Source organism: Cobetia sp. 4B (assembly GCF_018831605.1).
Lineage (GTDB): Bacteria > Pseudomonadota > Gammaproteobacteria > Pseudomonadales > Halomonadaceae > Cobetia > Cobetia amphilecti.
In genome coordinates this window covers 2,940,848-2,962,670 of the sequence record NZ_CP059843.1, presented here as the reverse complement: position 1 = coordinate 2,962,670, position 21,823 = coordinate 2,940,848, and the positions used below count along the sequence as shown (strand labels likewise).

Here is a 21,823-nt window from a genome sequence, read left to right as displayed (position 1 = left end):
CAACGCATGAGTCTGTCACCGACCTGAGGTCGTGACGAAGAAGCCGGTACCTGTTTCAGGTGCCGGCTTTGTTGTTTGCGGGATGGGGTGGGCGCCTGGCGCGAGCTAGAACAACCCCAGCTGCTGGGCGTCCTCGCGGGCCTTGAGGCGTACGCCGACGCCCAGCAGACGGACAGGGCGATGGCCGCGTTGCCAGGCTTGCTCCATCAGCAGGGCGAAGCTGTTGGCGCTCGGCAGCGTGGTGGTCGAGGCGGGGAGCAGGCTTTCCAGCGTGGTGCTCTCGAAGTTGCTGAAACGGATCTTGACGAACTGCTTGGCCAGCACCGGCTGGTCATGACGGGCATGGCGGCTGGTCAGGCGTTCGAGCAGGGCGGGCAGGCGCTCGAGACAGGCCGGCAGATCAGGCAGGTCGTGATCGAAGGTGTGCTCGACACTGATCGACTTGCGCTCGCGCTCGACACGCACCGGTCGCTCATCGATGCCGTGCGCCAGTTCGTGCAGGCGGGTGCCGAACTTGCCGAAGTGCTCGGCCAGTGTCGTCAACGGCGTGGTGCGCATGTCCTCGCAGGTGGTGATGCCCAGGCGCGTCAGACGCGCCAGCGTCGCGGGGCCGACTCCGTGCAGCTTGCCGACGGGCAGCTGGCGGATGAAGGCGTCGCTGGTCTCGGGCGTGATCACCGTCAGGCCGTCGGGCTTTTCCCAGTCACTGGCGATCTTGGCCAGAAACTTGTTGGCGGCCACGCCAAGGGAAAGCGTGATGCCGGTGCGCTTGAGCGCCTCTTCCTTCAACCAGCGCGCCATCCAGGTGGCGCTGCCCTGAAAGTCAGTCACGGCGCTGACATCCAGATAGGCTTCATCCAGCGAGAGGGGCTCCACCAGGGGCGTCAGCTCATGGAAGAGTGACTGGATCTCGGCGGAAACGGCGCGGTAGCGCTCGAAGTCCGGTGGCACCAGAATCAGCTGTGGGCACAGGCGCAGCGCGCGGGCAGTCGACATCGCCGAGCGTACGCCGAAGGCACGCGCGGGATAGTTGCAGGTGGCGATGACACCGCGTTGCTCGGTGCGGCCACCGATGGCGATGGGCACCTCGCGCCACTCGGGATGGCGGAGCATCTCGACGGCGGCATAGAAGCAATCGCAGTCGGCGTGGAGGATCTTGCGCATGCGCGCATCATGCTAAAAGACTGGATGGCTGTCCAGTAGTTGTGCCCATTCATTGCGCCTGAGCCGGCCCAGCAACGACAACGCCCGACAGTGAGGAAGGTCCTCTCTGTCGGGCGTTGTCATGTCTGGCATCTCGCTTAGGCGCGAGACTGTCGCTCAGCGGATTACAGCGTCATCGCGGCCACCCAGCCGAACACGATCAGCGGGATGTTGTAGTGGATGAAGGTCGGCACCACGCTGTCCCAGATGTGGTCGTGCTGCTGATCGACATTCAGGCCGGCAGTCGGGCCGAGGGTCGAGTCAGAGGCCGGTGAGCCGGCATCCCCCAGCGCGGCGGCGGTGCCGATCAGCGCGACGGTGGCCAGTGGCGAGAAGCCGAATTGCAGCGCCAGCGGCACGTAGATGGCGGCAATGATCGGAATGGTCGAGAAGCTGGAGCCGATGCCGAGGGTGATGAACAGGCCGACCATCAGCATGACCAGCGCGGCCAGCGGCTTGTTGTCACCGATGATGTGGAAGGAGGCGTCAACCAGGGTCTGGATGTCGCCGGTGGCCTTCATCACGGAAGCGAAACCTGCCGCCGAGATCATGATGAAGCCGATCAGCGCCATCATGCGCATGCCGGACGTGAAGAGGTCATCCGCTTCGTTCCACTTGAACAGACCACCCAGCGAGAGGATGGCGAAGCCGACCAGGCCGCCGAGAATCATCGAACCGGAATACAGCTGAATGCCGAGGGCGGCGATGATGGCGATACCTGCCATGATCAGGCCGCTCTTGGACGGCGTGTGCATGGGCGTGTGGTGCGGTACGTTGCTGGACTTGATCTCGCGGGTCGCGTAGTCACGCGGCTTGCGGTAGGAGACGAACAGCGCCGTCAGCAGGCCGAGGAACATGCCGCCGACCGGAATCGCCATCGCCATCGGCACCATGCCGCGGGTCACGTCGAGACCGAGCGACTGACCGGCCTCATTGATGTTGGCCAGCAGGATGTCGTTGAGGAAGATGGAGCCGAAACCGACCGGCAGCAGCATGTAGGGCGCGGTCAGGCCGAAGGTCAGTGCACAGGCCACGGCACGACGATCCAGGCGCAGGCGGTTCATGGCGACTAGCAGCGGCGGAATCAGGATCGGGATGAAGGCGATGTGGACCGGAATCAGGTTCTGGGAGGAAATCGCGACCAGAGTCACGCTGCCCAGCAGGCCGTACTTGATGGCTGTCTGGCGGCGCGGCGTGCTTTCGCCATTGAGCAGGCCGATCAGGCGTGCGGCGAGCAGGTCCGGCAAACCGGAGCGAGACAGGGCGACGGCGAAGGCACCGAGAGTGGCGTAGGCCAGCGCGACCTTGGCGCCGCCGCCGACACCGTCATTGAAGGCGCCGAGCGTGTCGGTCAGTGACAGACCGCTGAACAGACCGCCGACCAGGGCGCCGGCGACCAGCGCGAAGACGACCGAGACGCGAGCCAACGACAGGCCGACCATGACCAGGACGGCCAGAATTACCGCATTCATGCGAGTACCTCTATGTGGGGTTGTGCCAGCTTTGGGAGTGTTGCGGACAGAGCGGGCGAACTGTGGGTGCGTGGCCACCCGATCCCGGGGCAATGCCTCGCATGACGTGTACATTCGTGACGAATGCCTTGCTGTCGCAGTGTTCCTGCGGCTTCCTCCTGAATGCCGTCAAAAACGGCGCATTATCTTACCAGAAGGGCGACGCAAGCTGAATGGCCGATGAACGTGGGCGCTGCCAAATGCCACAAGTTGGCGTGCCATGACGGCTTTTTGTAGAATGCCACGCTGCCCGGCGGCTGCAGTCGCAGGCGTTATTCAACAGGAGTGCGCATGCTGGAGCTGGAAAATGCCCGCGTCATCGGCATGGGAAATGATCGGCGTGTCTATCAGGACCCGAACGACCCCCATCGCTGCATCAAGGTCCCGCGTTACCCTGACAAGGGCAGCCGCCAGAATGAACGCGAGCAACGCTATTTCGAAGGCCTGGTCAGACGTGGCATGCGCGACTGGTCCTATGTGCCTGCCTACCACGGCAGTGTCGCCACCGCCGAGGGGCTCGGGCTGGTCTTCGATCTGATTCTCGACAGTGACGGCTCCACGTCACGCCGACTGCGCGAGGTGCATCTCGAGACCCCCGAGCGCCTGAGCGCCGAGGTGCTGGTGAGCGAGCTGGCCAATCTCTATCGCTATCTCGAGAAACGCTGGTTGATACCGTCTGACCTCAATGATCGCAATATCGTGGTCCAGTTCAGCGACGACCAGCCGCCCAGATTGTGGCTGATCGACGGTATCTCGAATCCTGACTTCATTCCGCTGGCGACCAGTGTCGCCTGGCTGGCGCGGCGCAAGGTCGCGCGTCGTTATCGTCATTTCCTCAAGAAGCTGGTCAAGGGTGGTCAGCTCTCGCCAGAGGATTATCAGGCACTCGAAGCCCGTCTGTGGGGGTGAATGCCTCTGATGGTGATGGCTTTCGAGACTGGTGGCGCTCGAGAGTGACTGCCCCTGATGGTGCTTGTCGCTGATGGCAATCGCCTTTGATGAACATCGCCAGGGGCAGTCGTGTTGTGTATCAGTGCAATCAGTGCATCAGTGTTCCAGGGTCTCGAAGTAGCTGGTCATCGCATGGGTGATCTGGCGCAAGTCCTGCGGCGAGGTGATATAGGCCGGCATGGTATAGAGCCAGCGACCGAAGGGGCGTAACCAGACACCCAGTTCACGGGCATGGGCCTGAGCGCCTGCCAGACTGCTGGCATCGTGCACTTCTATCACCGCCGTGGCACCCAATACGCGTATATCGCGAATGGCGGGGTGGGAGAAATTCAGCAGGGTATCGCGCAACAATTGATTGAGCTCGGCAATCTTGCCCAGATAATTCTCTTCCTCGAATACCGCGAGACTTTCCAGTGCTACCCGACAGGCCAGCGGATTGCCCATGAAGGTCGGGCCGTGCATGAAGGCGCTATTGGCATCCTCGCCATCAAATGCATGGAAGATATGACTCTGGGCCAGGGTGGCGGCATGTCCCAGATATCCCCCCGTCAGTCCCTTGGAGAGCACCATGATGTCAGGAGAGACATTGGCGTGTTCACAGGCAAACATCTTGCCGGTCCGACCGAAACCGGTCGCGACTTCATCGAAGATCAATACGATTCCGAACTCATCACATAACTCGCGCGCCGCCTCGAGATAGTAGGGCGAGTACATGTTGAGGCCACCTGCCGCCTGCAAGAGAGGCTCCATCAACAATGCCGCTATCTCATGCTGGTGTGTTTCCAGGCAGGCGCGCAATGCGCTGATATCGTCTGCTACCTCGTCACGACTGGCGCTGAAACCGGCAGTCGGCGCCGGTGCGAAATGATGTCTGGGCAGGAAATCGGCGAACAAGGAATGCATGCCTTCCTCGGGGTCACACACTGCCATGCAGCCCGCCGTATCGCCGTGATAGGCCTTCATCAATGACAGCATGCGCGTTCGTCCGCGCGTGCCATCGCGGTCTTTGCGCTGTTGCTGATATTGCACTGCCATCTTCATGGCGACTTCCATGCCCACCGAGCCGCTATCCGAGAAGAAGACATGATTCAGGCCCTCGGGGGTGACGCGCACCAGCGCATCGGCAAGCTCCTTGGCCGGTCGATGGCGGATGCCGCCCAGCATCACATGGCAGAGTTCTGCCGCTTGCTGCTGAATGGCCGCGACGAGGCGCGGGTGTCCGTAGCCATGGATCATGCACCACCAGGAACATGTCGCATCCAGCAGTGTCTCACCTCCCGCCAGTGTCATGCGGGCTCCCGTGCCACCGACCACCTCCAGTGGCGCTGGCATGTCCTGCATCTGGGTATAAGGGTGCCAGAGAGAAAGTGAGTCCGTATCGCGGGTCGGCATCTGGGAAAATGGCATGGAGTGTCTCTGCGAGTGGCGGGAGAGTGGAATGGCGTGATGACGGCTCAATCTTTGTCAACTTTGACCATTCTATCAGGTTGACGGTGTTTTTGAAGTGACGCTTTCTGGAGAAAGTGTTGCATTTTGCACCACTATTAGTTCGCCACCTGCTTTAGTATGGACTTCTGTTGTTCGTTCAGGTGCATGCTTTTCGAGGTGCGCAGGCAATGACAGCTCTACATCGAAAGTCTGCAATCTGACGCCGCCACGCCAACGGGAAAGTGGTTGCATAATACTCCGTTGTGGGTTGTTGTCATGAATTGTGCATATCCCGTGAATATTGGAGGTCCAGTGATGGCGGGCCCTCAAGCCTGATATCAGGTCGTGGTAAAGACTTCTTCGTGTTGTTGCAGAGACGCTTTTGGCAGACCTGTCTTCAGTTGTGACAGGGGATAATGAAGTGCCTGGGCAGTGAGTACTGTTTTTTTGCTGGCTATTGCATTGATCGGAAAGATTGCATACTTTGGAAACATGTTATTTAAGACTTCACCTCGCAGTTGACTCGGTCTATAATCGCCCTTGATCTGGTGTGGGCGCTTAACTGTCCCGAGTGTCCTGCACAAGTCTTTATGAAAACGCGCTGTTAAACATGTACGGCAGATGAATATCGCCGAGCCTCTTTCAGCATCGTGTTTTCGTGACTCAACTGTCTGTCCCGACATCCTGGAGATACTCATGTCCCTGTTGACTGATTTCATGCAGAAAGAGCAAGAGCTCAAGAAACTTCAAGAGCAGCTGGAAAGCCTGCGCAATGATGACCGTCTGAAGAACGAACTCGAATTCAAGGACAAGCTGGACGCGCTGATGGGCGAGTACGGCAAGTCCACTCGTGACGTCATCACCCTGCTGGACCCGAAAGCGTCCCAGGCGCCGGCTGCTGCTGCACCGGAAAGCAAGACCGGTGGCGTGCGTCGCAAGCGCAAGCTGAAGGTCTACAAGAACCCGCACACCGGTGAAGTCATCGAGACGCGTGGTGGCAACCACAAGCAGCTGAAAGAGTGGAAGGAAGAGCACGGTGCTGAAACCGTCGAATCCTGGCTCGAGCGCACTGAAAGCTGAGCACTGGCATGCCAGCTAGCTAGCTGACGCTGCCAGACATGAAAAAGCCCCGCGATTGCGGGGCTTTTTCATGTCTGGCGTTTGACTGACGCTAGACGACGGACTCCCTCTTTTGAGAAGGCCTTGAGCAGACCGATAGGGCGCTTTCCCGTGAGACTCGCTGTGAGATTACGGCGTCAGAAAGCGCCACTATCGGCAGCCGTCATACCTGAGGGCTACCTCGAGGGCTATCAGCTATCACGCTGATTGAGGTCCACCAGGCGACCGATGGCGAGAATCTTGCCCGTCGGTTTGCCGGTCGGCGAACCGCCTTCTGGCTCCAGTGTCATCTCCAGCAGCTGGCCCGGGCTCATGCTGCCGATCTGCTCGGCGCTGAGTTCGATGCCGGCAATCGGGTCGACCAGCCCCAGTGAGCGCGGCCCTTCTTGCGGGTCGGTCAGGGTCCACAGTTCGATGGCGCGATCCGTCGGGCGCTCGATGGAGACCTTCGGTGTCAGCTGCAGGCCACCGCTGGGCGTGACATTGGCCACCCAGGTCGGTGTGCCCGGATCTTCCAGTGTCTGCAGGATAGCGACCATACGTTGCGCGTCGCCGTCAGGTGTCTGGGTCGCCACCTCCGGTGACGTGCCTTCCAGCGGCGCGCTGGGAGAGAAGGGCCCCATCTGCATGACCAGCGCCAGGGCGAGACCTGCCCCCAGACCCAGTCCGAGGCCACCGCCGAGCCAGCGCAGTAGCCAGGGCGCCTTGGTAGAGGTGCTTGCCTGATCTGCGTCATGTCGAGCGGCGTCATCGCGGGTGGCGGAGGACTGCTTGAGGCGCACCAGGCTGGCGTCGATGCGCTTCCATAGTGAGTCGGAAGCGGGCTCCGGCGGTAGGCGATCACTCACGCTCAGCCAATGTTGCTGCCAGCGCAGGGCCATGCGTGCGGCATTGTCATCGCGCTCGATCCAGGCGCGTACTTCGGCCTCGCGCTCAGGGTCCAGCAGCCCGAGGGCATGCTCACCCAGCAGCAGGTTCTGTTCTTCGGGAGATTCGGGAATCAGGGGGCTATTCATCGTGACAGGCACTCCTGCAGTAGCTTGAGACCGGCGCGGATGCGTCCCTTGATGGTGCCAAGCGGTGCGCTCAGCTTCTCGGCGATCTGTTCGTGTGTCAGTCCCTTGAAGAAGGCCAGCAGAATGGGCTCGCGTCGTGGCACTTCCAGCTCACCCAGGCAGTCGCTCAACTGGTGCGCCGTCTGGCTGTCATCGGCCGCGGTTTCCGGGTTGGCGAGCAGATCGGCCAGCGTGTCGAGCGCATCGCTGTCGCCGCGTGGCGTCCGCCCCTGGGCGCGTAGCTGATCCAGAGCGCGATAGCGCAGGATGGTAAACAGCCAGGCGCGACCATTGCCGAGTTCGCGGCGGTACTGGCCCGCGTTGGACCACAGCTTGATGAAGGCGTCATGGACGGCATCTTCCGCCTGGTCGCGGCTGTTCAACAGGCGCATGGCGAGCGCCAGCATGCGGCCCGATTCAAGATCATAGAGGCTGCGGAACGCGGCCTCGTCTCCGCGTGCACAGGCTTCTATCGCACTGGCGTGGTCAAAGCTTTCCGCATCTGGCGGACTGACTGACGGCTTCTGTGCTGGCATGGGGCGGCCGGCTCCTTTGGCAGGGGGTCCATTGATCAGCTGACGGTAAGTGCACCGCCGAGGAATCGCAAGTTGCATGATAGAGGCCTTTGTTCGGGAAAGAATCAACGCCCGTGACGGTCGGGATGGCGGTGCGTCAACTGCGGGGGATAGTCAGGTAACGTCCAGCTTCCCGCCTTGGATGTTCGCGGCCGGTTTTCAAACGTGTCTGGGCGTGGCGTCAGCTGGTCACCTCACATCCGCTGGGAAAAGCGCGGCGCGGCTGCATTGCTGCTCGCGCGGTGAGTCCGCATAATGGCCGGCATGACAGCCTGGGAGGCGTGATGAAGCAGCAATTCAATACGATCGGCGTGATTGGCCGACTGGGCAGTGCCCAGGTGGTGGATACGCTCAAGCGCTTGATTCGCTTTCTGGATTCCCGTGGCCTGGCCATGGTGATCGAGGAACGCACTGCCACGCTGCTGCTGGACCACGGTCTGCAGGTGGCCAGCCGCCGCCAGATGGGCGAGCAGTGTGATCTGGTGATCGTGGTCGGCGGCGATGGCAGCCTGCTGGGCGCCGCGCGCGCGTTGTGCCGCAGCGGCACGCCCGTGCTCGGCGTCAATCGTGGGCGACTCGGTTTTCTGACCGACATTCGCCCCGATGAGCTCGAGGAGAAGGTGGCCGAGGTGCTGGGCGGTGACTATCTCAGCGAGCAACGCTTCCTGCTCGAGGCCGAGGTTTACCGCGAAGGCGAGCGCATCGGGGCGGCCGATGGCCTCAATGATGTGGTGCTGCACCCCGGCAAGGCGGCGCGCATGATCGAGTTCGAGCTGTTCATCGATGGCCAGTTCGTCTACTCCCAGCGCTCGGATGGCTTGATCGTCGCCACGCCGACCGGCTCGACCGCCTATGCGCTGTCCGGTGGCGGCCCCATCGTGCATCCGCGTCTCGAGGCGATCACCCTGGTGCCGATGTTCCCGCATACCCTTTCCAGTCGTCCGATCGTGATCGATGCGGCCAGCGAGATCATCCTGCATATCAGTGCCAGCAACTCGACCTATCCGCATATCAGCTGCGATGGCCAGACCCAGGTGGTGGCCAAGCCCGGGGATGTGCTCAAGATCCGGCGCAAGAGTGAGCGTCTGACGCTGATTCATCCGCTGGAGCACAACTATTTCGAGATCTGTCGCACCAAGCTCGGTTGGAGCAATCGCCTCGGCGAATGACCTCAAGGCTCACAGCATGCAAGCATTCGTGGCGCCACAGGATGGCTATGACCTTATCGGCGATGTACACGGCTGCGGCGCCACTCTGGCGACGTTGCTGGAGACGCTCGGCTATCACATCGTCGATGGCGTCTATCGCCACCCGACCCGCAAGGTCATCTTTCTCGGCGATATCATCGATCGTGGTCCGCGCATCCGCCTGGCGGTGCAGCTGGCCAGCAGCATGGTCAATGCCGGCGAAGCGCTGATCGTGATGGGCAATCACGAATACAACGCTCTGGCGTATTGTCGGCGCGCACGCCCGCGTGCAGGCGGCGAGCATCGTGATTTCCTGCGCTCGCATACCTCACGTCACAATCGCATCATCCGCGAGACGCTTGACCAATATCAGCATCATCCCGATGAGTGGGACGAGGCGCTGCGCTGGTTCATGCGCATGCCGCTGTGTCTGGAGCTGCCGCCGCTGGCCCCCGGCCAGAGCGGGCTGCGCGTGGTGCACGCCTGCTGGGACGAGCCACTGGTGCGTACCTTCCTGGAGCGCTACCCCGATGGCTGCATCGATGAAGACTTCCTGCATGAGTCCATCGAGCACGACAGCTTCGCCTATCGCGTGCTGGACCGCATGACGCGCGGCGCGAATCTGCGCTTGCCGGAAGGGGTCGAGATCCATTCCGGCGATGGTTTCACGCGCCGAAGCTTCCGCACGCACTTCTGGGCACGTGAGCCCCGCACCTACGGCGATGTGGTCTTCCAGCCCGACAACCTGCCCGGTGAGCTGGAATCGCGCTGGCTGAGCGAGCAGGAGCTGGCCAATCTGCCTTACTACGGGCCAGAGCAGCCGCCACTGTTCCTCGGGCACTACTGGTGCGAGGGTTTGCCGGCGCTGCCGGCCCCCAACATCGCCTGCCTGGATTACAGTGCGGTCAAGTTCGGACGCTTGGTGGCATATCGCTTCAGTGGTGAAGCCACGCTGGATGCCGCCAACTTCGTGTGGGTGCCGGTACCGCGTGAGCCTTCCCGACGCCCCGTGCCGGAAGAGCTGTCCCGCGACACCCTGTCGAACCAGTCATTCGCCAATGGCGCCAGTCAATAGGATTGGCCATTGGCACTGGTCATGGCTACGCCCCAATAGCGTCAGTGATTCTGGCGGCGTATGGCGATTGTTTTTTACAATCACATGTCAGTGAACCAAAGCCCGATTGCGCACTCTGAGTAAGTGTTCCCTTGAATGATCCTTGCTCAGTCCGGTGCCCCCCACCGGGCTTTTTTTATGTCTGTCACAAAGGCCAGACGCCTGCGGCGCTGTGGTAGATTTTCGCAGGCTGGTCTGACTTCTCCTTGTTTATCAACGTGTACTGAGTCTGTTCAGTCGCGTGTCATCTTCAGAGGCACACATGTTCAAGGTTCTGACGCTGCCCGAATCCTTCGACAGCCGCCCCCTGCGTGAAGCCCTGTGGGCCGAGAAGATCGGTCACCAGATCACCCTGAGCCAGGCTCGCCCGACAGAGGCTGTGTCTGGCGACGATGCCGAGAGCCACGATGGCGGCCAGGAGCTGTGGCTGGCCGACCCCGAGCAACTGCCGCGCGTCATCGCGATGCTCGAGCGCCAGTCACGCGGTGAACCGCTGCGGGACGCCTCTGTGGGCGCCGCGACGCGTGGTACCGCCAGTTCTCAGTCCCTCATCGCCCTGATGCGCCAGACGCCGCTGACCTGGCTGGTCGGTCTGGCCTGCTGCGTCACGGTGCTGTTCCAGTATGCGCTGGGTCAGGCGGCGGTATTCGAGTGGCTGGCCATCGTGCCCTTCGAGCTTGTCGGCAGTCAGCACATCGCGCCTGAGCCGCTGTCCGTGACGCTGGCGGGGGAGTGGTGGCGGCTCTGGTCGCCGTCGTTGATGCACTTTGGGGTACTGCACCTGGTGTTCAACCTGCTGTGGCTGTGGGTGTTCGGGCGCCAGATCGAGGCCATCGATGGCGGTTGGCGCTTCGCGCTGGTCGTGGTACTGAGCGGCGTGGCGGCCAATCTGGCGCAATACGCCACCGGCAGCGTGCTGTTCGGTGGGCTGTCGGGGATCGACTTCGCCGTCATCGGCTATGTCTTCATCGCCGCCCGCCGCCGCCCCGCGCTGGGCTATCAGATGCAGCGCTCGCTGATGATCTTCATGCTGATCTATCTGGTGCTGTGCATGACGCCGCTCTCGAGTGCCATCGGCCTGGGCGCCATCGCCAACGAGGCGCATCTTGGCGGGCTGCTGACCGGTCTGCTGCTGGGCTGGCTGCTCCCCAGGCGCAGCGCAGCCTGAGCCTTGGCGCTTCGGCCCCGGGGATGGCACTGCCGGAAATGACACTGCGCGAAACGACAATGCTAGAATGGCGGCCATCCCCAGTGACTCCGATGGTCCGCCTTCGGCAGTCGTGGACCCGTATCAGGAGAGTATGTGATGAGCAACATGTCCTTTGACGGCATGGTCGAGCAGATGACGCCGACCATCTACGAGAGCCTCAAGCAGTCCATGCAGCTGCGTAAATGGCCGGATGGCCGCGTGCTGACCCAGGAGCAGGTCGAGCTGTGCATGGAAGCCGTCATCAAGTACGAAGCGCACAACAACGTGCCTGCCGAGTCGCGTGTCGGCTTCATCGACAACGGCACCTGTGGGCCGCGTGATGACGACAGCACCGCAAGCGATGAGCCGGAGCAGATCAAGTGGGTCAACTGACGCTGGATGATGCCCTGAGTGCGGATGAGGCCTCCGGCACGGCGCAGGAAGCCAGTGCTCAGGCTGCGGCGCCCATCACGCTGAGCGGCAACCTCCACAAGATGTCCATCGTGCCCGCCGGTGAGGCGCTTGCGATCGATACCTCGTTTGATGCGCCGTCGGTCACGCGGGAGCCGCTGGCGGCCAACTATGGCCTGCGCCTGGGCGAGATCACCCAGCCGTTGAATGCCTATATCGGCCACAAGGTGCGATTGAGCTTCACCGGTCAGATCCACTGCAGCCATTGCGGTCGCAAGACCAAGAAGAGCTTCGCGCAGGGGCATTGCTATCCGTGCTTTCGCAAGCTGCCGCAGTGCGATGGCTGCATCATGAAGCCAGAGACCTGCCACTACGCCGAAGGCACCTGCCGTGATCCGCAGTGGGGTGAGGAGCACTGCTTCCAGCCGCATATCGTCTATCTGGCCAACTCCTCCGGCCTCAAGGTCGGCATCACGCGCAAGACCCAGATGCCGACGCGCTGGTTCGATCAGGGCGCCATCCAGGCGCTGCCCATCGTCGAGGTGTCCAATCGCCTGCAGTCGGGGCTGGTCGAGGTGCTGTTCAAGCAGGCGTTGAACGACCGCACCAACTGGCGTGCGATGCTCAAGGGCGACGTGGCCGAGCTGGACCTGGAAGCCGAGCGGGATGCCTTGCTGGCCCAGATGTCAGAAGGTCTGGCGGCGCTGCAGGCGCATTGCGGCGAAGGCGCCATCCGGATGCTCGACACCACGGCGCTGGCCTTCGAGTTTCCGGTGCGCACCGCGCCGACCAAGGTCACCTCGTTCAACTTCGACAAGACGCCAGTGGTGGAAGGCGTGCTCGAAGGGCTCAAGGGTCAGTATCTGATTCTCGACAGCGGCGTGATCAATCTGCGCAAGTTCACCGGCTATGAGATCGAGGCCCAGCTCGGCGAGCAATGAGCCGCGGCTGAGCCATAGCCAAGAGCTCAGCACCGCACACACGACAGCGCCCACGCTCCGTCACGGAGGGTGGGCGCTGTCGTTTCAGTGCCTCTAGTTTCTAGTTTCTAGTTTCTGGTTTCTCGCTGCTTGCCACAGGCATGCAGACTCGGAGCGTGTCAGCCCAGCACGGGCTGGCGGCGCGCCTGCATGCGCGCCAGAAATACCTGCATCACGCGCCGGTAGAGCTCGCGCCCCAGTACCACATCCTCGACGCCGGCATCCAGATTCGGATTGTCGTTGACCTCGATGACCACCACGCGGTCCTCCAGCTGTTTCAAGTCGACGCCATAGAGGCCGTCGCCGATCAGACGGGTCGCCTTCAGGGCTGCCTTGATCACGGCCGCTGGCACCTCGCTCGGGTCGACCGTCGCGAAGCCGCCGGAGCGGGTACGCGCGCCGCTGTGGTCGTAGATCTGCCAATGGCCGCGCGCCATGTAGTAACGGCTGGCGAACAGCAGCTTGCCGTCGAGCACGCCGATGCGCCAGTCGAACTCGGTCGGCAGCCACTCCTGCAACAGCAGCAGGGCGGAATCATGGAACAGCCGCTCGGCTTCGCGCACCAGTGTCTCGGGGCCATCGATCTTGACGATGCCGCGGGAGAAGGCGCCATCCGGCACCTTCATCACCAGCGGGTAGCGCATGTGTTGCCCGCGCTCGCCCAGCTGGCGCAGTTCGCCCCGATGGATCAGGCGACCCTGCGGGGCACTCAGGCCGCGTGCCTTGAGAAGCTCATGCAGGAAGACCTTGTTGGTGCAGCGCAGAATCGACTGGCTGTCATCGATCACCACCAGCCCTTCGTGCTCGGCACGCTTGGCCATGCGGTAGGTGTGGTGATCCAGACTGGTCGTCTCGCGGATGAACAGGCCATCGAACTCGGCCAGACGGCCTTCATCGCGCCGGGTGATCAGGCTGACATCGATGCCCAGGCGCCGTCCTTCGCGGATGAAATGCTTGAGCGCGGTACGGTTGGACGGCGGCAGCGCCTCGTCCGGGTCGACCAGCATGGCGAGGTCGAAGCGGTAATGGCGGCGTGCCTTGGGCGTGCGCCACACCTTGCGCGAATGGCGATTGAGCGCCTGGGCGAAGCGGTCTTCATCCGCCGCTGCCAGGTGGCTCAGGGATTGCGGGCGCACTCGCTTGAGCACCCAATGATTGCCACGGCCTTCAAGACGCACCTCCAGCAGCGGACAGGGCAGACGCTCGAACAGCTTGCGTGCGAGACGCGCAAGCGCGGGGTCTGCGCTCTCGCCGAAGGTCAGCAGCAGGTCGAGTCGTGGTGGCTTGCCAGCCCCATGCGTCACGCCTTGCGGGGCGGGCAGGGCGCCCTTGCGTGTCAGCTCCTCGAGCAGCACGCGGATGCCGCCCAGTTCCATGTCGATCAGCGACTTGCGTGACAGCTGATTGAGGGTCTCCACTGACGGCAGCGCCTTCTGGCCGCGCGCCTGAGCCAGCAGCGAGACGTAATAGCCGATGCCCAGATAATCCAGTCCGCCGCACAGATTGATGACGTGGGTGGCGGGCTGCGGCGCATCGTCGGCGCGCTGGGCTGGCGCATCGCTTGAGAGTTCGGAAAGAAAGTCATTGGCGCTGATGACATCATCACTGGGATAGAAGGCGCGCCAGTCAGACACACGGTCAACCACGATACGCAGGCGGGACATTGCGAAGCCTCGCAAGGCGGGCACCGAAGCGGTGCCGAATGCGCGCATCATGAGAAACAATCCCCGTCATCGCAATAGGCTGGAAAGTGAAATAATTTCATGCAAAGAGACCAAGACAAGACGCGCCTGCATGCCCAGAATGCAGCGCATTGCTACCGCCCCGCGACACGCTGATCCTCGGACGGCGTCAGGGCGCTGACAGGCGGGAGAGCCTGCACCATGACCCCCATTCTGCGCCCGGCCATCCGGGCCGATCTCGACGCTCTGGTAGAGCTCGAGGAAGTCAGTTTCGACAGCGACTGGTTCAGTCGTCGTCAGCTATCCCATCTGATTCTGCGTGCCCATGCCCGTACCCTGGTGATCATCCAGCCCGATGACGATGTCATCCCGACCGCAGCGGCGGTGGACGATGTCATGGCCGCGCTATGGCCGGCCGGTAGCGTCGAGCGCGATGACGCCACGCCGCTGCGCAGCGTGCTCGGCTACGGCACCGTGCTGTTTCGGCGCAATTCACGCCGGGCGCGACTCTATTCCTTCTGCCTGCATCCGGAATCGCGTGGCCGCGGCCTTGCCCAGCGCATGCTGACATCGCTTGAGCAGCTGGCCATCGCGCAGGGCTGTACGCAGTTCGATCTTGAGGTGCACACCGGCAATGGCGCGGCGATCGCGCTCTACGAGCGTCACGGCTTCGAGAAGTGTGGTCGCCTGCGCGATTACTATGCCGACGGGGCCGCCGCCTGGAAGATGCGCAAGGCATTGACGCTGGATTCGCCGGCGCCGATGGCTGAGGAACTCGCGGCCGGTGATGCCGGTGAAGCGCACCCGGGGGCGCCCTCGACGGTGAATGCCGGCGCCGCCTGAGCCAGGGGCATGGCGCGCGTGGCCCCCATGGGCTAGGATGCGCTGTTTATTCTTCATGGCTTCAAAGGAATCGCTCCCATGCCGTCATTCGATATTGTCTCCGAACTCGACAAGCACGAAGTTCAGAATGCCGTCGATCAGGCCAATCGCGAACTCGCGACGCGCTTTGACTTCAAGGGCGTGACTGCCAGCTTCGAACTCGAGAAGGAAGAGAACGTCAATCTGGAAGCCGACGCCGACTTCCAGCTGCGTCAGATGATCGAGCTGCTCAAGGGCCGTCTGATCGCGCGCGGCATCGACGTGCGTTGCCTGGAAGAGAAGGACGCCGACACCGCTGGCGTGCGTGCCCGTCAGCAGTTGGTGCTGCGTCAGGGGCTGGACCAGCCGACCGCCAAGAAGATCGTCAAGGCGCTCAAGGATGCCAAGCTCAAGGTCCAGGCGCAGATCCAGGGCGAGAAGGTCCGCGTCACCGGCAAGAAGCGTGATGACCTGCAGGGCGCCATGGCGCTGCTCAAGGGCGATGAGAGCCTCGAGCTGCCGCTGCAGTTCAACAACTTCCGCGATTGATCCAGCGCGCAAGTGCCTGGCGATCGCCATTCTCAGCACCGTTCGCTATCGGCGTGCGGTGCTGTCTTCGTTTGATTCGCTGATTTGCGGTGTCGTGAGAGTCACTGATTCGCTTGTTTTCTGGATCAACAGATTCGCTTTGAAAGCGTCATGTCTCGTCGCTGGCGCTACGCTTGTCCAGCCCGGTGCTTCACTCGAGACGAACGGACGCGTCGCTTTCAAAGCGTTTCACCCTATTCGTACGTAATATCTGCGCCATGCGGGCCGCTTCGGCACCCGACAACGCGCAAAGAGAGGTTATATGTCTGCTCCGCTCGCTATCGGCCAGCGCAACACCCTGACGATCACCAAGCGGGTCGGCTTCGGCGTCTTCCTCGATGGTGGGGATCGCGGGGAAATCCTGCTGCCGACGCCCTTCATTCCGGCGGGGGCCGACATCGGTGACGAAGTCGAAGTCTTCGTCAGCCTGGATGATGAAGACCGCCTGCTGGCCACCACGCGCTATCCGCGTGCCATGGTCGGCGAATTCGCCGCGCTCAAGGTGGTCGAGGTCAATGACATCGGCACCTTCCTCGACAATGGCCTGGGCAAGGACCTGCTGCTGCCCTACGGCGAGCGCAAGCGTGAGCTCAAGGCCGGCCAGTTCGCCATGGTGCACGTCGGTCTCGACAAGCACAGTGACCGCATGGTTGCCTCGATGCGTCTGGATCGCTGGCTCGACAAGACCCCGGCCACCTATACCGCGGGCCAGGAAGTCTCCGGTCTGGTCGCTGCGCGCACTGACCTGGGCATGAAGATCATCATCGACAACGCCCATTGGGGCCTGGTGCACCACGACCGTATCTTCACGCGTCTGCGCATCGGCAACCGTCTGCGTCTGTGGGTGTTGAAGAATGACGGCAACGGCAATGTCGATCTCACGCCGCAGGCGCCGGGTCCGGCTGGCCATCAGCAGCTGGCGGACCGCATTCTGGCCGCGCTGGAAGCCAGTCAGGGCGTGCTGCCGCTGGGCGACAAGAGCGAGCCGGAAGCCATCAGTGAAGCCTTCGGTGCCAGCAAGGCCAACTTCAAGCGCGCCATCGGTCACCTGAAGCGCGAAGGCAAGGTCACGCTGGCGCCCACCGAGACGCGTCTGGTCAAGTAAGTCACTGCTGTCAGCCTGTGCTGCCACTGCCACCCTCGGGAGACCGACGGGTGGCAGTTTGCGTTTCAGGCTGCCGCATGGCACCAATGACAGCGTATCATGGGGGTATCTTGTGCTGAGTTGCCCCCATTCGCTCCTTCACTTTCGACAAGGAATGTCTGCATGACTGTCTCTGCTTCTGCTGCCTCCTCCGCTTCTGCTGCCTCCGCTTCTGCTGGTTCGCCGCGTCTGTTGATTGCTCCTGACAGCTTCAAGGAAGCGCTGGCAGCCAGTGATGCCGCCGAAGCCATGGCGCGTGGTGTTCGCCGAGTATTGCCCGAGGCACAGATCGATCTCTGCCCGCTGGGGGATGGCGGTGAGGGCACGCTGGCGGCGTTGTTGGCGGCGGCCAGTGAAGCAGACCCCATCGAGGCGCGCAGCGCTCAGGTGCGTGATCCGCTCGGGCGTGACGTCACCGCCCAGTGGGGTTGGCAGCCGGGTAGCCGAACGGCCATCGTCGAGCTGGCCGAAGCCAGTGGTCTGCATCTGGTCAGCCCTGATGAGCGCGACGCGCGGGTCGCCGATACGCACGGCGTGGGGGAGCTGATCCTGGCGGCGCTGGACGCCGGTGCCGAGCGACTGATCGTCACGCTGGGCGGCAGTGCCACCAACGATGGCGGCAGCGGCATGCTGCGCGCGCTCGGGCTGCGTCTGCTCGACGCTGACGGCAATGAGCTGCCCGCAGGTGGCGCGGCCCTCGCGCGCCTGGCGAGCCTGGACGTCAGTGCGCTGGACCCACGTCTGGCCGATCTCAAGGTGTCTGCCGCAGTCGATGTCGACAACCCCCTGTGTGGCCCGCGCGGCGCGAGCGCCGTGTTCGGCCCGCAGAAGGGCGCCGATGCCGCGGTGGTCGAGGAACTGGATGCGGCGCTGGGCCACTTCGCGCGCCTGAGCGCGGAAGTACTGGGCGCAGACCAGCAGCAGTTGGCCGGTGCAGGGGCCGCAGGCGGCATGGGCTACGCGGTGGCGGCCTGGTTGAACGGCGAGTTGCGCCCGGGCATCGAGCTGGTGATGGAGCGCCTCAACGTGAGCGAGCGCCTGGCGGGCTGTGATCTGCTGATCACCGGGGAAGGCGGCCTGGATGGCCAGAGCCTGGGCGGCAAGACCCCCATCGGTGCGGCGCGAGCCGCGCGAGCCGCCGGGGTGCCCGCCATCGTGTTGGCGGGGCGACTGGCCGAGGGCTGGCAAGCCGCCCATGATGAGGGGGTCAGTGCCGTCTTCACGCTGTGTGACAGTGCCATGCCGCTTGAGCAAGCGCTGGCACGCACCTCGGAGCTGCTGGCTGACCGCTGCGAGGCCATCATGCGTCTCTGGCAGTTGGCGCAACGTAGCTGAACGCAGCCCGGCTGATCGCAGCCCGGCTGACCGCCGCTAAGCCACGCCCGGCTCGACGGATTGCGGCATCGGATCCGGCCGCAGACAGCGGCTCACGGCCCCCATGGCGGGGGGCGTGGCCTTTCGCGATATCGGCAAGCCCGTTACCATGCACGCAGTTGCTATCAGGCGGATAGTCAGAAAGTACTTTTCCCATGAACGACTTGGCGTTTGACTGGTAGCAGGAAGCACACGGTGTGTGACCGCAGGTGGTGAGGAACCGACATGATGATCTTTCGGCGCATGAAGCGTATCTGCTGGCTTGGCCTGGCCTGGTTGTTCTTCGGCATCGGCTTCGCTGGCATGTTTCTGCCGCTGCTGCCCACCACCGTCTTCATGCTGCTGGCGCTGGCCTGTGCCAGCCGAGGCTCACCGCGCTTTGCGCGCTATATCCGTGAACATCCCCAGATCGGGCCGACGCTGGTGGCCTGGGAACGCGAACGCGCCATTCCGCTGCGCGCGCGCATCATGGCGGTCAGCATGCTGGCCGTCTCGATGCTGATCATCCTGTTCACCGTCTCAGTGCTGGCCGTCAAGGTCTCGCTGCTGGTCTTCCTGTCGCTGCTGGCACTCTGGCTGGCCACGCGCCCGGAGCCCAAGGGCGAGGGGGCGAACCTTGCCGTCAGTGGCGAATCCCTTCCGCGCGAATGAGCGCTTCATCGCGGGCAGGTGAGGTGTCTGCTCCCTCGCTGTCCGCTGTCTTCCTGCCGTGAGGAGTCCTCTCCCGCGGCGCTGATTGCGGAGTCTTTGATGTCACAACCTGCAGCGATTCATCTTGCCGATTATCAGGCACCCGCCTGGCGTGTGCTGGACACCCGCCTGACGTTTGATCTGGCACCGTCCGCGACCCGTGTGACGACCGTGCTGACCCTCGAGGCCAATCCCGATGCCGCCGTGGGCAGTGATGCCACGCCGCCGCTGGTGCTCAATGGCGAGCATCTGACGCTTGAGTCCGTGCGTGTCGATGGGCGAGCGCTGGCCAGTGATGAATACAAGCTCGACGAGACTCACCTGACGCTGGCCGGCCTGCCGGCCAACTGTGAGCTCGAGACGGTGGTGGTGATCGATCCGGCCGCGAATACCGCGCTGGAAGGCCTCTACGTGTCCTCAGGCATGTTCTGCACCCAGTGCGAGGCCGAAGGCTTCCGTCGCATCACCTACTACCCGGACCGTCCGGACGTGATGTCGGTGTTCACCACCACCATCATCGCCGACAAGGACAGCTACCCGATCCTGCTCTCCAACGGCAATCCCGTCGAGCGTGGAGAGCGCGAGGGCGGTCGTCACTTCGTCACCTGGCAGGACCCGCATCCCAAGCCGTGCTATCTGTTCGCGCTGGTGGCGGGAGACCTGGTCAAGCATGACGACAGCTTCACCACCATGAGTGGCCGTGACGTCGCTCTGGAAATCTGGGTCGAGCCGGAAAATCTCGACAAGACCCAGCACGCCATGAACTCCCTCAAGGCCTCCATGAAGTGGGACGAGGAAGTCTACGGTCGCGAATATGATCTCGACATCTTCATGATCGTCGCGGTCAACGACTTCAACATGGGCGCGATGGAGAACAAGGGCCTCAACATCTTCAACAGCGCCTGCGTGCTGGCCAACCCCGATACCACCACCGACGCCGCCTTCCAGCGGGTCGAAGGGGTGGTCGCGCATGAGTACTTCCACAACTGGTCGGGCAACCGCGTCACCTGCCGTGACTGGTTCCAGCTGTCCCTGAAGGAAGGCTTCACCGTCTATCGCGATCAGACCTTCTCCGCCGACATGAACTCGGCGCCGGTCAAGCGTATCGAAGACGTCGCCATGCTGCGTACCGCGCAGTTCGCCGAAGATGCCGGCCCCACCGCACACCCGGTACGCCCGGCGTCCTATATCGAGATTTCCAACTTCTACACCCTGACCATCTACGAGAAGGGTTCCGAAGTGGTGCGCATGGTCGCCAATCTGCTCGGGGAAGAAGCCTTCCGCCGTGGCAGTGACCTCTACTTCGCGCGCAACGATGGCAGCGCCGCCACCATCGAGGACTTCATCAGCGCGATGAGCGAAGCCTCCGGTCGCGACTTCAGCCAGTTCATGCGCTGGTACTCCCAGGCCGGAACGCCGAACATCGCTGCCAGTGGCACCTTCGATGCCCAGGCAGGCACCTATTCCCTCACGCTGCGTCAGTCCACGCCGCCGTCACCGGGGCAGGCGGAGAAGCTGCCGCTGGTGATTCCGGTGCGCATGGGGCTGGTCGGCGCCGATGGCAACGATCTGACGCTGACCCTCGATGGCGAAGCGCTGGGCACGGAAACCGTGCTGGAGCTGACCGAAGCCGAGCAGACCTTCGTCTTCACCGGCCTTGCCGGCGATGCCGAGCCGGTGCCGTCGCTGCTGCGTGGCTTCTCCGCGCCGGTCAAGCTGGCCTTTGACTACAGCCGTGAGCAGCTGGCCTTCCTGATGCAGCACGACAGCGATGGCTTCAACCGCTGGGATGCCGGTCAGCGTCTGGCCATGGCAGCGCTTGAAGACCTGATGGCGGCCTGGCAGCGTGGCGAGCAGGAGGCCCAGCTGGATGAGCGCCTGCTGGCCGCCTATCGCTTCCTGCTCCAGAGCGAGGCTTCCGATCGTGCGGTGCTGGCCGAGATGCTGACGCTGCCCTCGGAGGCCTATATCGCCGAGCAGCAGAGTGTCGTCGACGTCGATGCCATCCACTGGGCGCGCAAGACCGCCAAGGCGCAGCTGGCCAGCGCGCTGCGCGACGACTTCGTGGCGCTCTATCACGCCAATGCGCAGCAGGGTGACTACGCGCCGACCTTCGAGCAGATGGCGCGTCGCAGCCTCAAGAATGCCGCGCTCAGCTATCTGATGAGCATCGAGGACGAGGAGGGCGTGCGTCTGGCCCAGGCTCAGCTGACGGCGGCCCACAACATGACCGACGTGCGTGCCGCGCTGACGATGCTGGTGCACTCCTCACGCACCGATCTGGGTGACCCGGCGCTCAAGTCCTTCGCCGAGCGCTGGTCGCATGATCCGCTGGTGATGGACCAGTGGTTCTCGATCCAGGTCACGCGTCCGCAGGCCGATGTGCTGGACCGCGTGCGCTTCCTGATGGAGCACCCGGCCTTCTCGTTGACCAACCCCAACAAGGTGCGTGCCTTGATCGGCGCCTTCGCCGGCCAGAACCGCGTCAACTTCCACCGTCTCGATGGCGAAGGCTATCGTCTGCTGGCGGATGTGGTCATCGAGCTCAATCGTCTGAATCCGGAAATCGCGGCGCGCATCATCACGCCGCTGACGCGCTACAAGCGTTTCGATGCCAAGCGTCAGGACTTGATGAAGGCAGAGCTTGAGCGTATCCGTGGCGAGAAGCTCTCGAACAACCTGTATGAAGTCGTGGAGAAGGCGCTGGCCTGATCCTCTGAGCTGACCCTTGAAGACAGACGGCAGTCATCGCGCGATGCGA

The 21,823-nt window shown here is 63.0% G+C and carries 20 protein-coding genes; 13 read left to right on the top strand and 7 right to left on the bottom strand.

All coding sequences use genetic code 11. The features are described from left to right. Positions 1-105: 105 nt before the first annotated feature. Positions 106-1,164, bottom strand: coding sequence for a DNA polymerase IV (gene dinB, locus H2O77_RS12190; protein WP_054556292.1), 1,059 nt, complete (start codon positions 1,162-1,164; stop codon positions 106-108). A 164-nt stretch (positions 1,165-1,328) separates the two neighbouring features. After that, the gene (locus tag H2O77_RS12185; protein WP_213114862.1) at positions 1,329-2,675 is read right to left on the bottom strand and encodes a Na+/H+ antiporter family protein; all 1,347 of its coding nucleotides are present in this window, start codon (positions 2,673-2,675) and stop codon (positions 1,329-1,331) included. Positions 2,676-3,005: 330 nt separating this feature from the next. Here H2O77_RS12185 and H2O77_RS12180 point away from each other — a divergent pair, with 330 nt between their 5' ends. Continuing rightward, the gene (locus H2O77_RS12180) at positions 3,006-3,623 is read left to right on the top strand and encodes a YrbL family protein (RefSeq protein WP_043336773.1); all 618 of its coding nucleotides are present in this window, start codon (positions 3,006-3,008) and stop codon (positions 3,621-3,623) included. A gap of 138 nt (positions 3,624-3,761) precedes the next feature. Here the strand turns inward: H2O77_RS12180 and bioA are convergent, their stop codons facing one another. Then, a complete protein-coding gene (bioA, locus tag H2O77_RS12175) occupies positions 3,762-5,072 on the bottom strand; it encodes an adenosylmethionine--8-amino-7-oxononanoate transaminase (protein ID WP_240548597.1) in 1,311 nt (436 codons plus the stop codon). A gap of 75 nt (positions 5,073-5,147) precedes the next feature. Continuing rightward, the gene (locus tag H2O77_RS12170; RefSeq protein WP_152965394.1) at positions 5,148-5,345 is read right to left on the bottom strand and encodes a hypothetical protein; all 198 of its coding nucleotides are present in this window, start codon (positions 5,343-5,345) and stop codon (positions 5,148-5,150) included. A 444-nt stretch (positions 5,346-5,789) separates the two neighbouring features. Between H2O77_RS12170 and H2O77_RS12165 the strand changes: the two genes are divergently transcribed. Beyond that, positions 5,790-6,173, top strand: coding sequence for a histone-like nucleoid-structuring protein, MvaT/MvaU family (locus tag H2O77_RS12165; RefSeq protein ID WP_043336770.1), 384 nt, complete (start codon positions 5,790-5,792; stop codon positions 6,171-6,173). A 230-nt stretch (positions 6,174-6,403) separates the two neighbouring features. Here H2O77_RS12165 and H2O77_RS12160 read toward each other — a convergent pair whose 3' ends face one another. Continuing rightward, entirely contained in the window at positions 6,404-7,228 is an 825-nt protein-coding gene (locus H2O77_RS12160; protein WP_215823191.1) for an anti-sigma factor, read from the bottom strand. Beyond that, positions 7,225-7,803 (bottom strand): sigma-70 family RNA polymerase sigma factor, encoded by a 579-nt coding sequence (locus H2O77_RS12155; RefSeq protein WP_043334088.1) that lies wholly within the window; start codon positions 7,801-7,803, stop codon positions 7,225-7,227. The genes H2O77_RS12160 and H2O77_RS12155 overlap by 4 nt, the downstream gene beginning before the upstream one ends. Positions 7,804-8,126: 323 nt before the next feature. Here H2O77_RS12155 and H2O77_RS12150 point away from each other — a divergent pair, with 323 nt between their 5' ends. The 5 genes from H2O77_RS12150 (at position 8,127) to H2O77_RS12130 (ending at position 12,684) form a co-directional block, all read left to right on the top strand. Continuing rightward, positions 8,127-9,011, top strand: a complete 885-nt coding sequence (locus H2O77_RS12150; RefSeq protein WP_043334090.1) for an NAD(+) kinase — start codon at positions 8,127-8,129, stop codon at positions 9,009-9,011. Between the two features lie 16 nt (positions 9,012-9,027). Further along, positions 9,028-10,104 (top strand): metallophosphoesterase, encoded by a 1,077-nt coding sequence (locus H2O77_RS12145; protein ID WP_052384625.1) that lies wholly within the window; start codon positions 9,028-9,030, stop codon positions 10,102-10,104. 301 nt (positions 10,105-10,405) lie between these two features. After that, positions 10,406-11,311 (top strand): rhomboid family intramembrane serine protease, encoded by a 906-nt coding sequence (locus tag H2O77_RS12140; RefSeq protein WP_215823190.1) that lies wholly within the window; start codon positions 10,406-10,408, stop codon positions 11,309-11,311. Positions 11,312-11,449: 138 nt separating this feature from the next. Next, positions 11,450-11,725, top strand: coding sequence for a DUF1315 family protein (locus H2O77_RS12135; protein ID WP_131432440.1), 276 nt, complete (start codon positions 11,450-11,452; stop codon positions 11,723-11,725). Beyond that, positions 11,713-12,684 (top strand): DUF2797 domain-containing protein, encoded by a 972-nt coding sequence (locus H2O77_RS12130; protein WP_240548596.1) that lies wholly within the window; start codon positions 11,713-11,715, stop codon positions 12,682-12,684. Before H2O77_RS12135 ends, H2O77_RS12130 begins: the two co-directional genes overlap by 13 nt. A gap of 158 nt (positions 12,685-12,842) precedes the next feature. Here the strand turns inward: H2O77_RS12130 and H2O77_RS12125 are convergent, their stop codons facing one another. Next, positions 12,843-14,438 (bottom strand): RimK family protein, encoded by a 1,596-nt coding sequence (locus H2O77_RS12125; protein ID WP_346428185.1) that lies wholly within the window; start codon positions 14,436-14,438, stop codon positions 12,843-12,845. A gap of 168 nt (positions 14,439-14,606) precedes the next feature. Between H2O77_RS12125 and H2O77_RS12120 the strand changes: the two genes are divergently transcribed. The 6 genes from H2O77_RS12120 to pepN all read left to right on the top strand — a co-directional run bounded on the left by H2O77_RS12120 (position 14,607) and on the right by pepN (position 21,774). Beyond that, positions 14,607-15,248: an N-acetyltransferase gene (locus H2O77_RS12120; RefSeq protein WP_215823189.1), complete on the top strand. Its 642-nt coding sequence runs from the start codon at positions 14,607-14,609 to the stop codon at positions 15,246-15,248. Positions 15,249-15,326: 78 nt separating this feature from the next. Beyond that, positions 15,327-15,815 (top strand): YajQ family cyclic di-GMP-binding protein, encoded by a 489-nt coding sequence (locus H2O77_RS12115; RefSeq protein WP_054556286.1) that lies wholly within the window; start codon positions 15,327-15,329, stop codon positions 15,813-15,815. A 301-nt stretch (positions 15,816-16,116) separates the two neighbouring features. Further along, a complete protein-coding gene (locus H2O77_RS12110) occupies positions 16,117-16,959 on the top strand; it encodes a S1-like domain-containing RNA-binding protein (RefSeq protein WP_054556285.1) in 843 nt (280 codons plus the stop codon). Between the two features lie 162 nt (positions 16,960-17,121). Then, on the top strand, positions 17,122-18,333 hold the full coding sequence (locus tag H2O77_RS12105) for a glycerate kinase (RefSeq protein WP_215823188.1): 1,212 nt from the start codon (positions 17,122-17,124) through the stop codon (positions 18,331-18,333). Between the two features lie 264 nt (positions 18,334-18,597). Then, entirely contained in the window at positions 18,598-19,023 is a 426-nt protein-coding gene (locus H2O77_RS12100; protein WP_225996323.1) for a YbaN family protein, read from the top strand. 99 nt (positions 19,024-19,122) lie between these two features. Beyond that, entirely contained in the window at positions 19,123-21,774 is a 2,652-nt protein-coding gene (gene pepN, locus H2O77_RS12095; protein ID WP_215823187.1) for an aminopeptidase N, read from the top strand. Positions 21,775-21,823: the final 49 nt, after the last annotated feature.

Bases quoted from the DNA above. Each gene is read 5' to 3' on its own strand.
- dinB (WP_054556292.1), bottom strand. From the start codon at position 1,164: ATGCGCAAGATCCTCCACGCCGACTGCGATTGCTTCTATGCCGCCGTC.
- H2O77_RS12185 (WP_213114862.1), bottom strand. From the start codon at position 2,675: ATGAATGCGGTAATTCTGGCCGTCCTGGTCATGGTCGGCCTGTCGTTG.
- H2O77_RS12180 (WP_043336773.1), top strand. From the start codon at position 3,006: ATGCTGGAGCTGGAAAATGCCCGCGTCATCGGCATGGGAAATGATCGG.
- bioA (WP_240548597.1), bottom strand. From the start codon at position 5,072: ATGCCATTTTCCCAGATGCCGACCCGCGATACGGACTCACTTTCTCTC.
- H2O77_RS12170 (WP_152965394.1), bottom strand. From the start codon at position 5,345: ATGCAACCACTTTCCCGTTGGCGTGGCGGCGTCAGATTGCAGACTTTC.
- H2O77_RS12165 (WP_043336770.1), top strand. From the start codon at position 5,790: ATGTCCCTGTTGACTGATTTCATGCAGAAAGAGCAAGAGCTCAAGAAA.
- H2O77_RS12160 (WP_215823191.1), bottom strand. From the start codon at position 7,228: ATGAATAGCCCCCTGATTCCCGAATCTCCCGAAGAACAGAACCTGCTG.
- H2O77_RS12155 (WP_043334088.1), bottom strand. From the start codon at position 7,803: ATGCCAGCACAGAAGCCGTCAGTCAGTCCGCCAGATGCGGAAAGCTTT.
- H2O77_RS12150 (WP_043334090.1), top strand. From the start codon at position 8,127: ATGAAGCAGCAATTCAATACGATCGGCGTGATTGGCCGACTGGGCAGT.
- H2O77_RS12145 (WP_052384625.1), top strand. From the start codon at position 9,028: ATGCAAGCATTCGTGGCGCCACAGGATGGCTATGACCTTATCGGCGAT.
- H2O77_RS12140 (WP_215823190.1), top strand. From the start codon at position 10,406: ATGTTCAAGGTTCTGACGCTGCCCGAATCCTTCGACAGCCGCCCCCTG.
- H2O77_RS12135 (WP_131432440.1), top strand. From the start codon at position 11,450: ATGAGCAACATGTCCTTTGACGGCATGGTCGAGCAGATGACGCCGACC.
- H2O77_RS12125 (WP_346428185.1), bottom strand. From the start codon at position 14,438: ATGATGCGCGCATTCGGCACCGCTTCGGTGCCCGCCTTGCGAGGCTTC.
- H2O77_RS12120 (WP_215823189.1), top strand. From the start codon at position 14,607: ATGACCCCCATTCTGCGCCCGGCCATCCGGGCCGATCTCGACGCTCTG.
- H2O77_RS12115 (WP_054556286.1), top strand. From the start codon at position 15,327: ATGCCGTCATTCGATATTGTCTCCGAACTCGACAAGCACGAAGTTCAG.
- H2O77_RS12110 (WP_054556285.1), top strand. From the start codon at position 16,117: ATGTCTGCTCCGCTCGCTATCGGCCAGCGCAACACCCTGACGATCACC.
- H2O77_RS12105 (WP_215823188.1), top strand. From the start codon at position 17,122: ATGACTGTCTCTGCTTCTGCTGCCTCCTCCGCTTCTGCTGCCTCCGCT.
- H2O77_RS12100 (WP_225996323.1), top strand. From the start codon at position 18,598: ATGATGATCTTTCGGCGCATGAAGCGTATCTGCTGGCTTGGCCTGGCC.
- pepN (WP_215823187.1), top strand. From the start codon at position 19,123: ATGTCACAACCTGCAGCGATTCATCTTGCCGATTATCAGGCACCCGCC.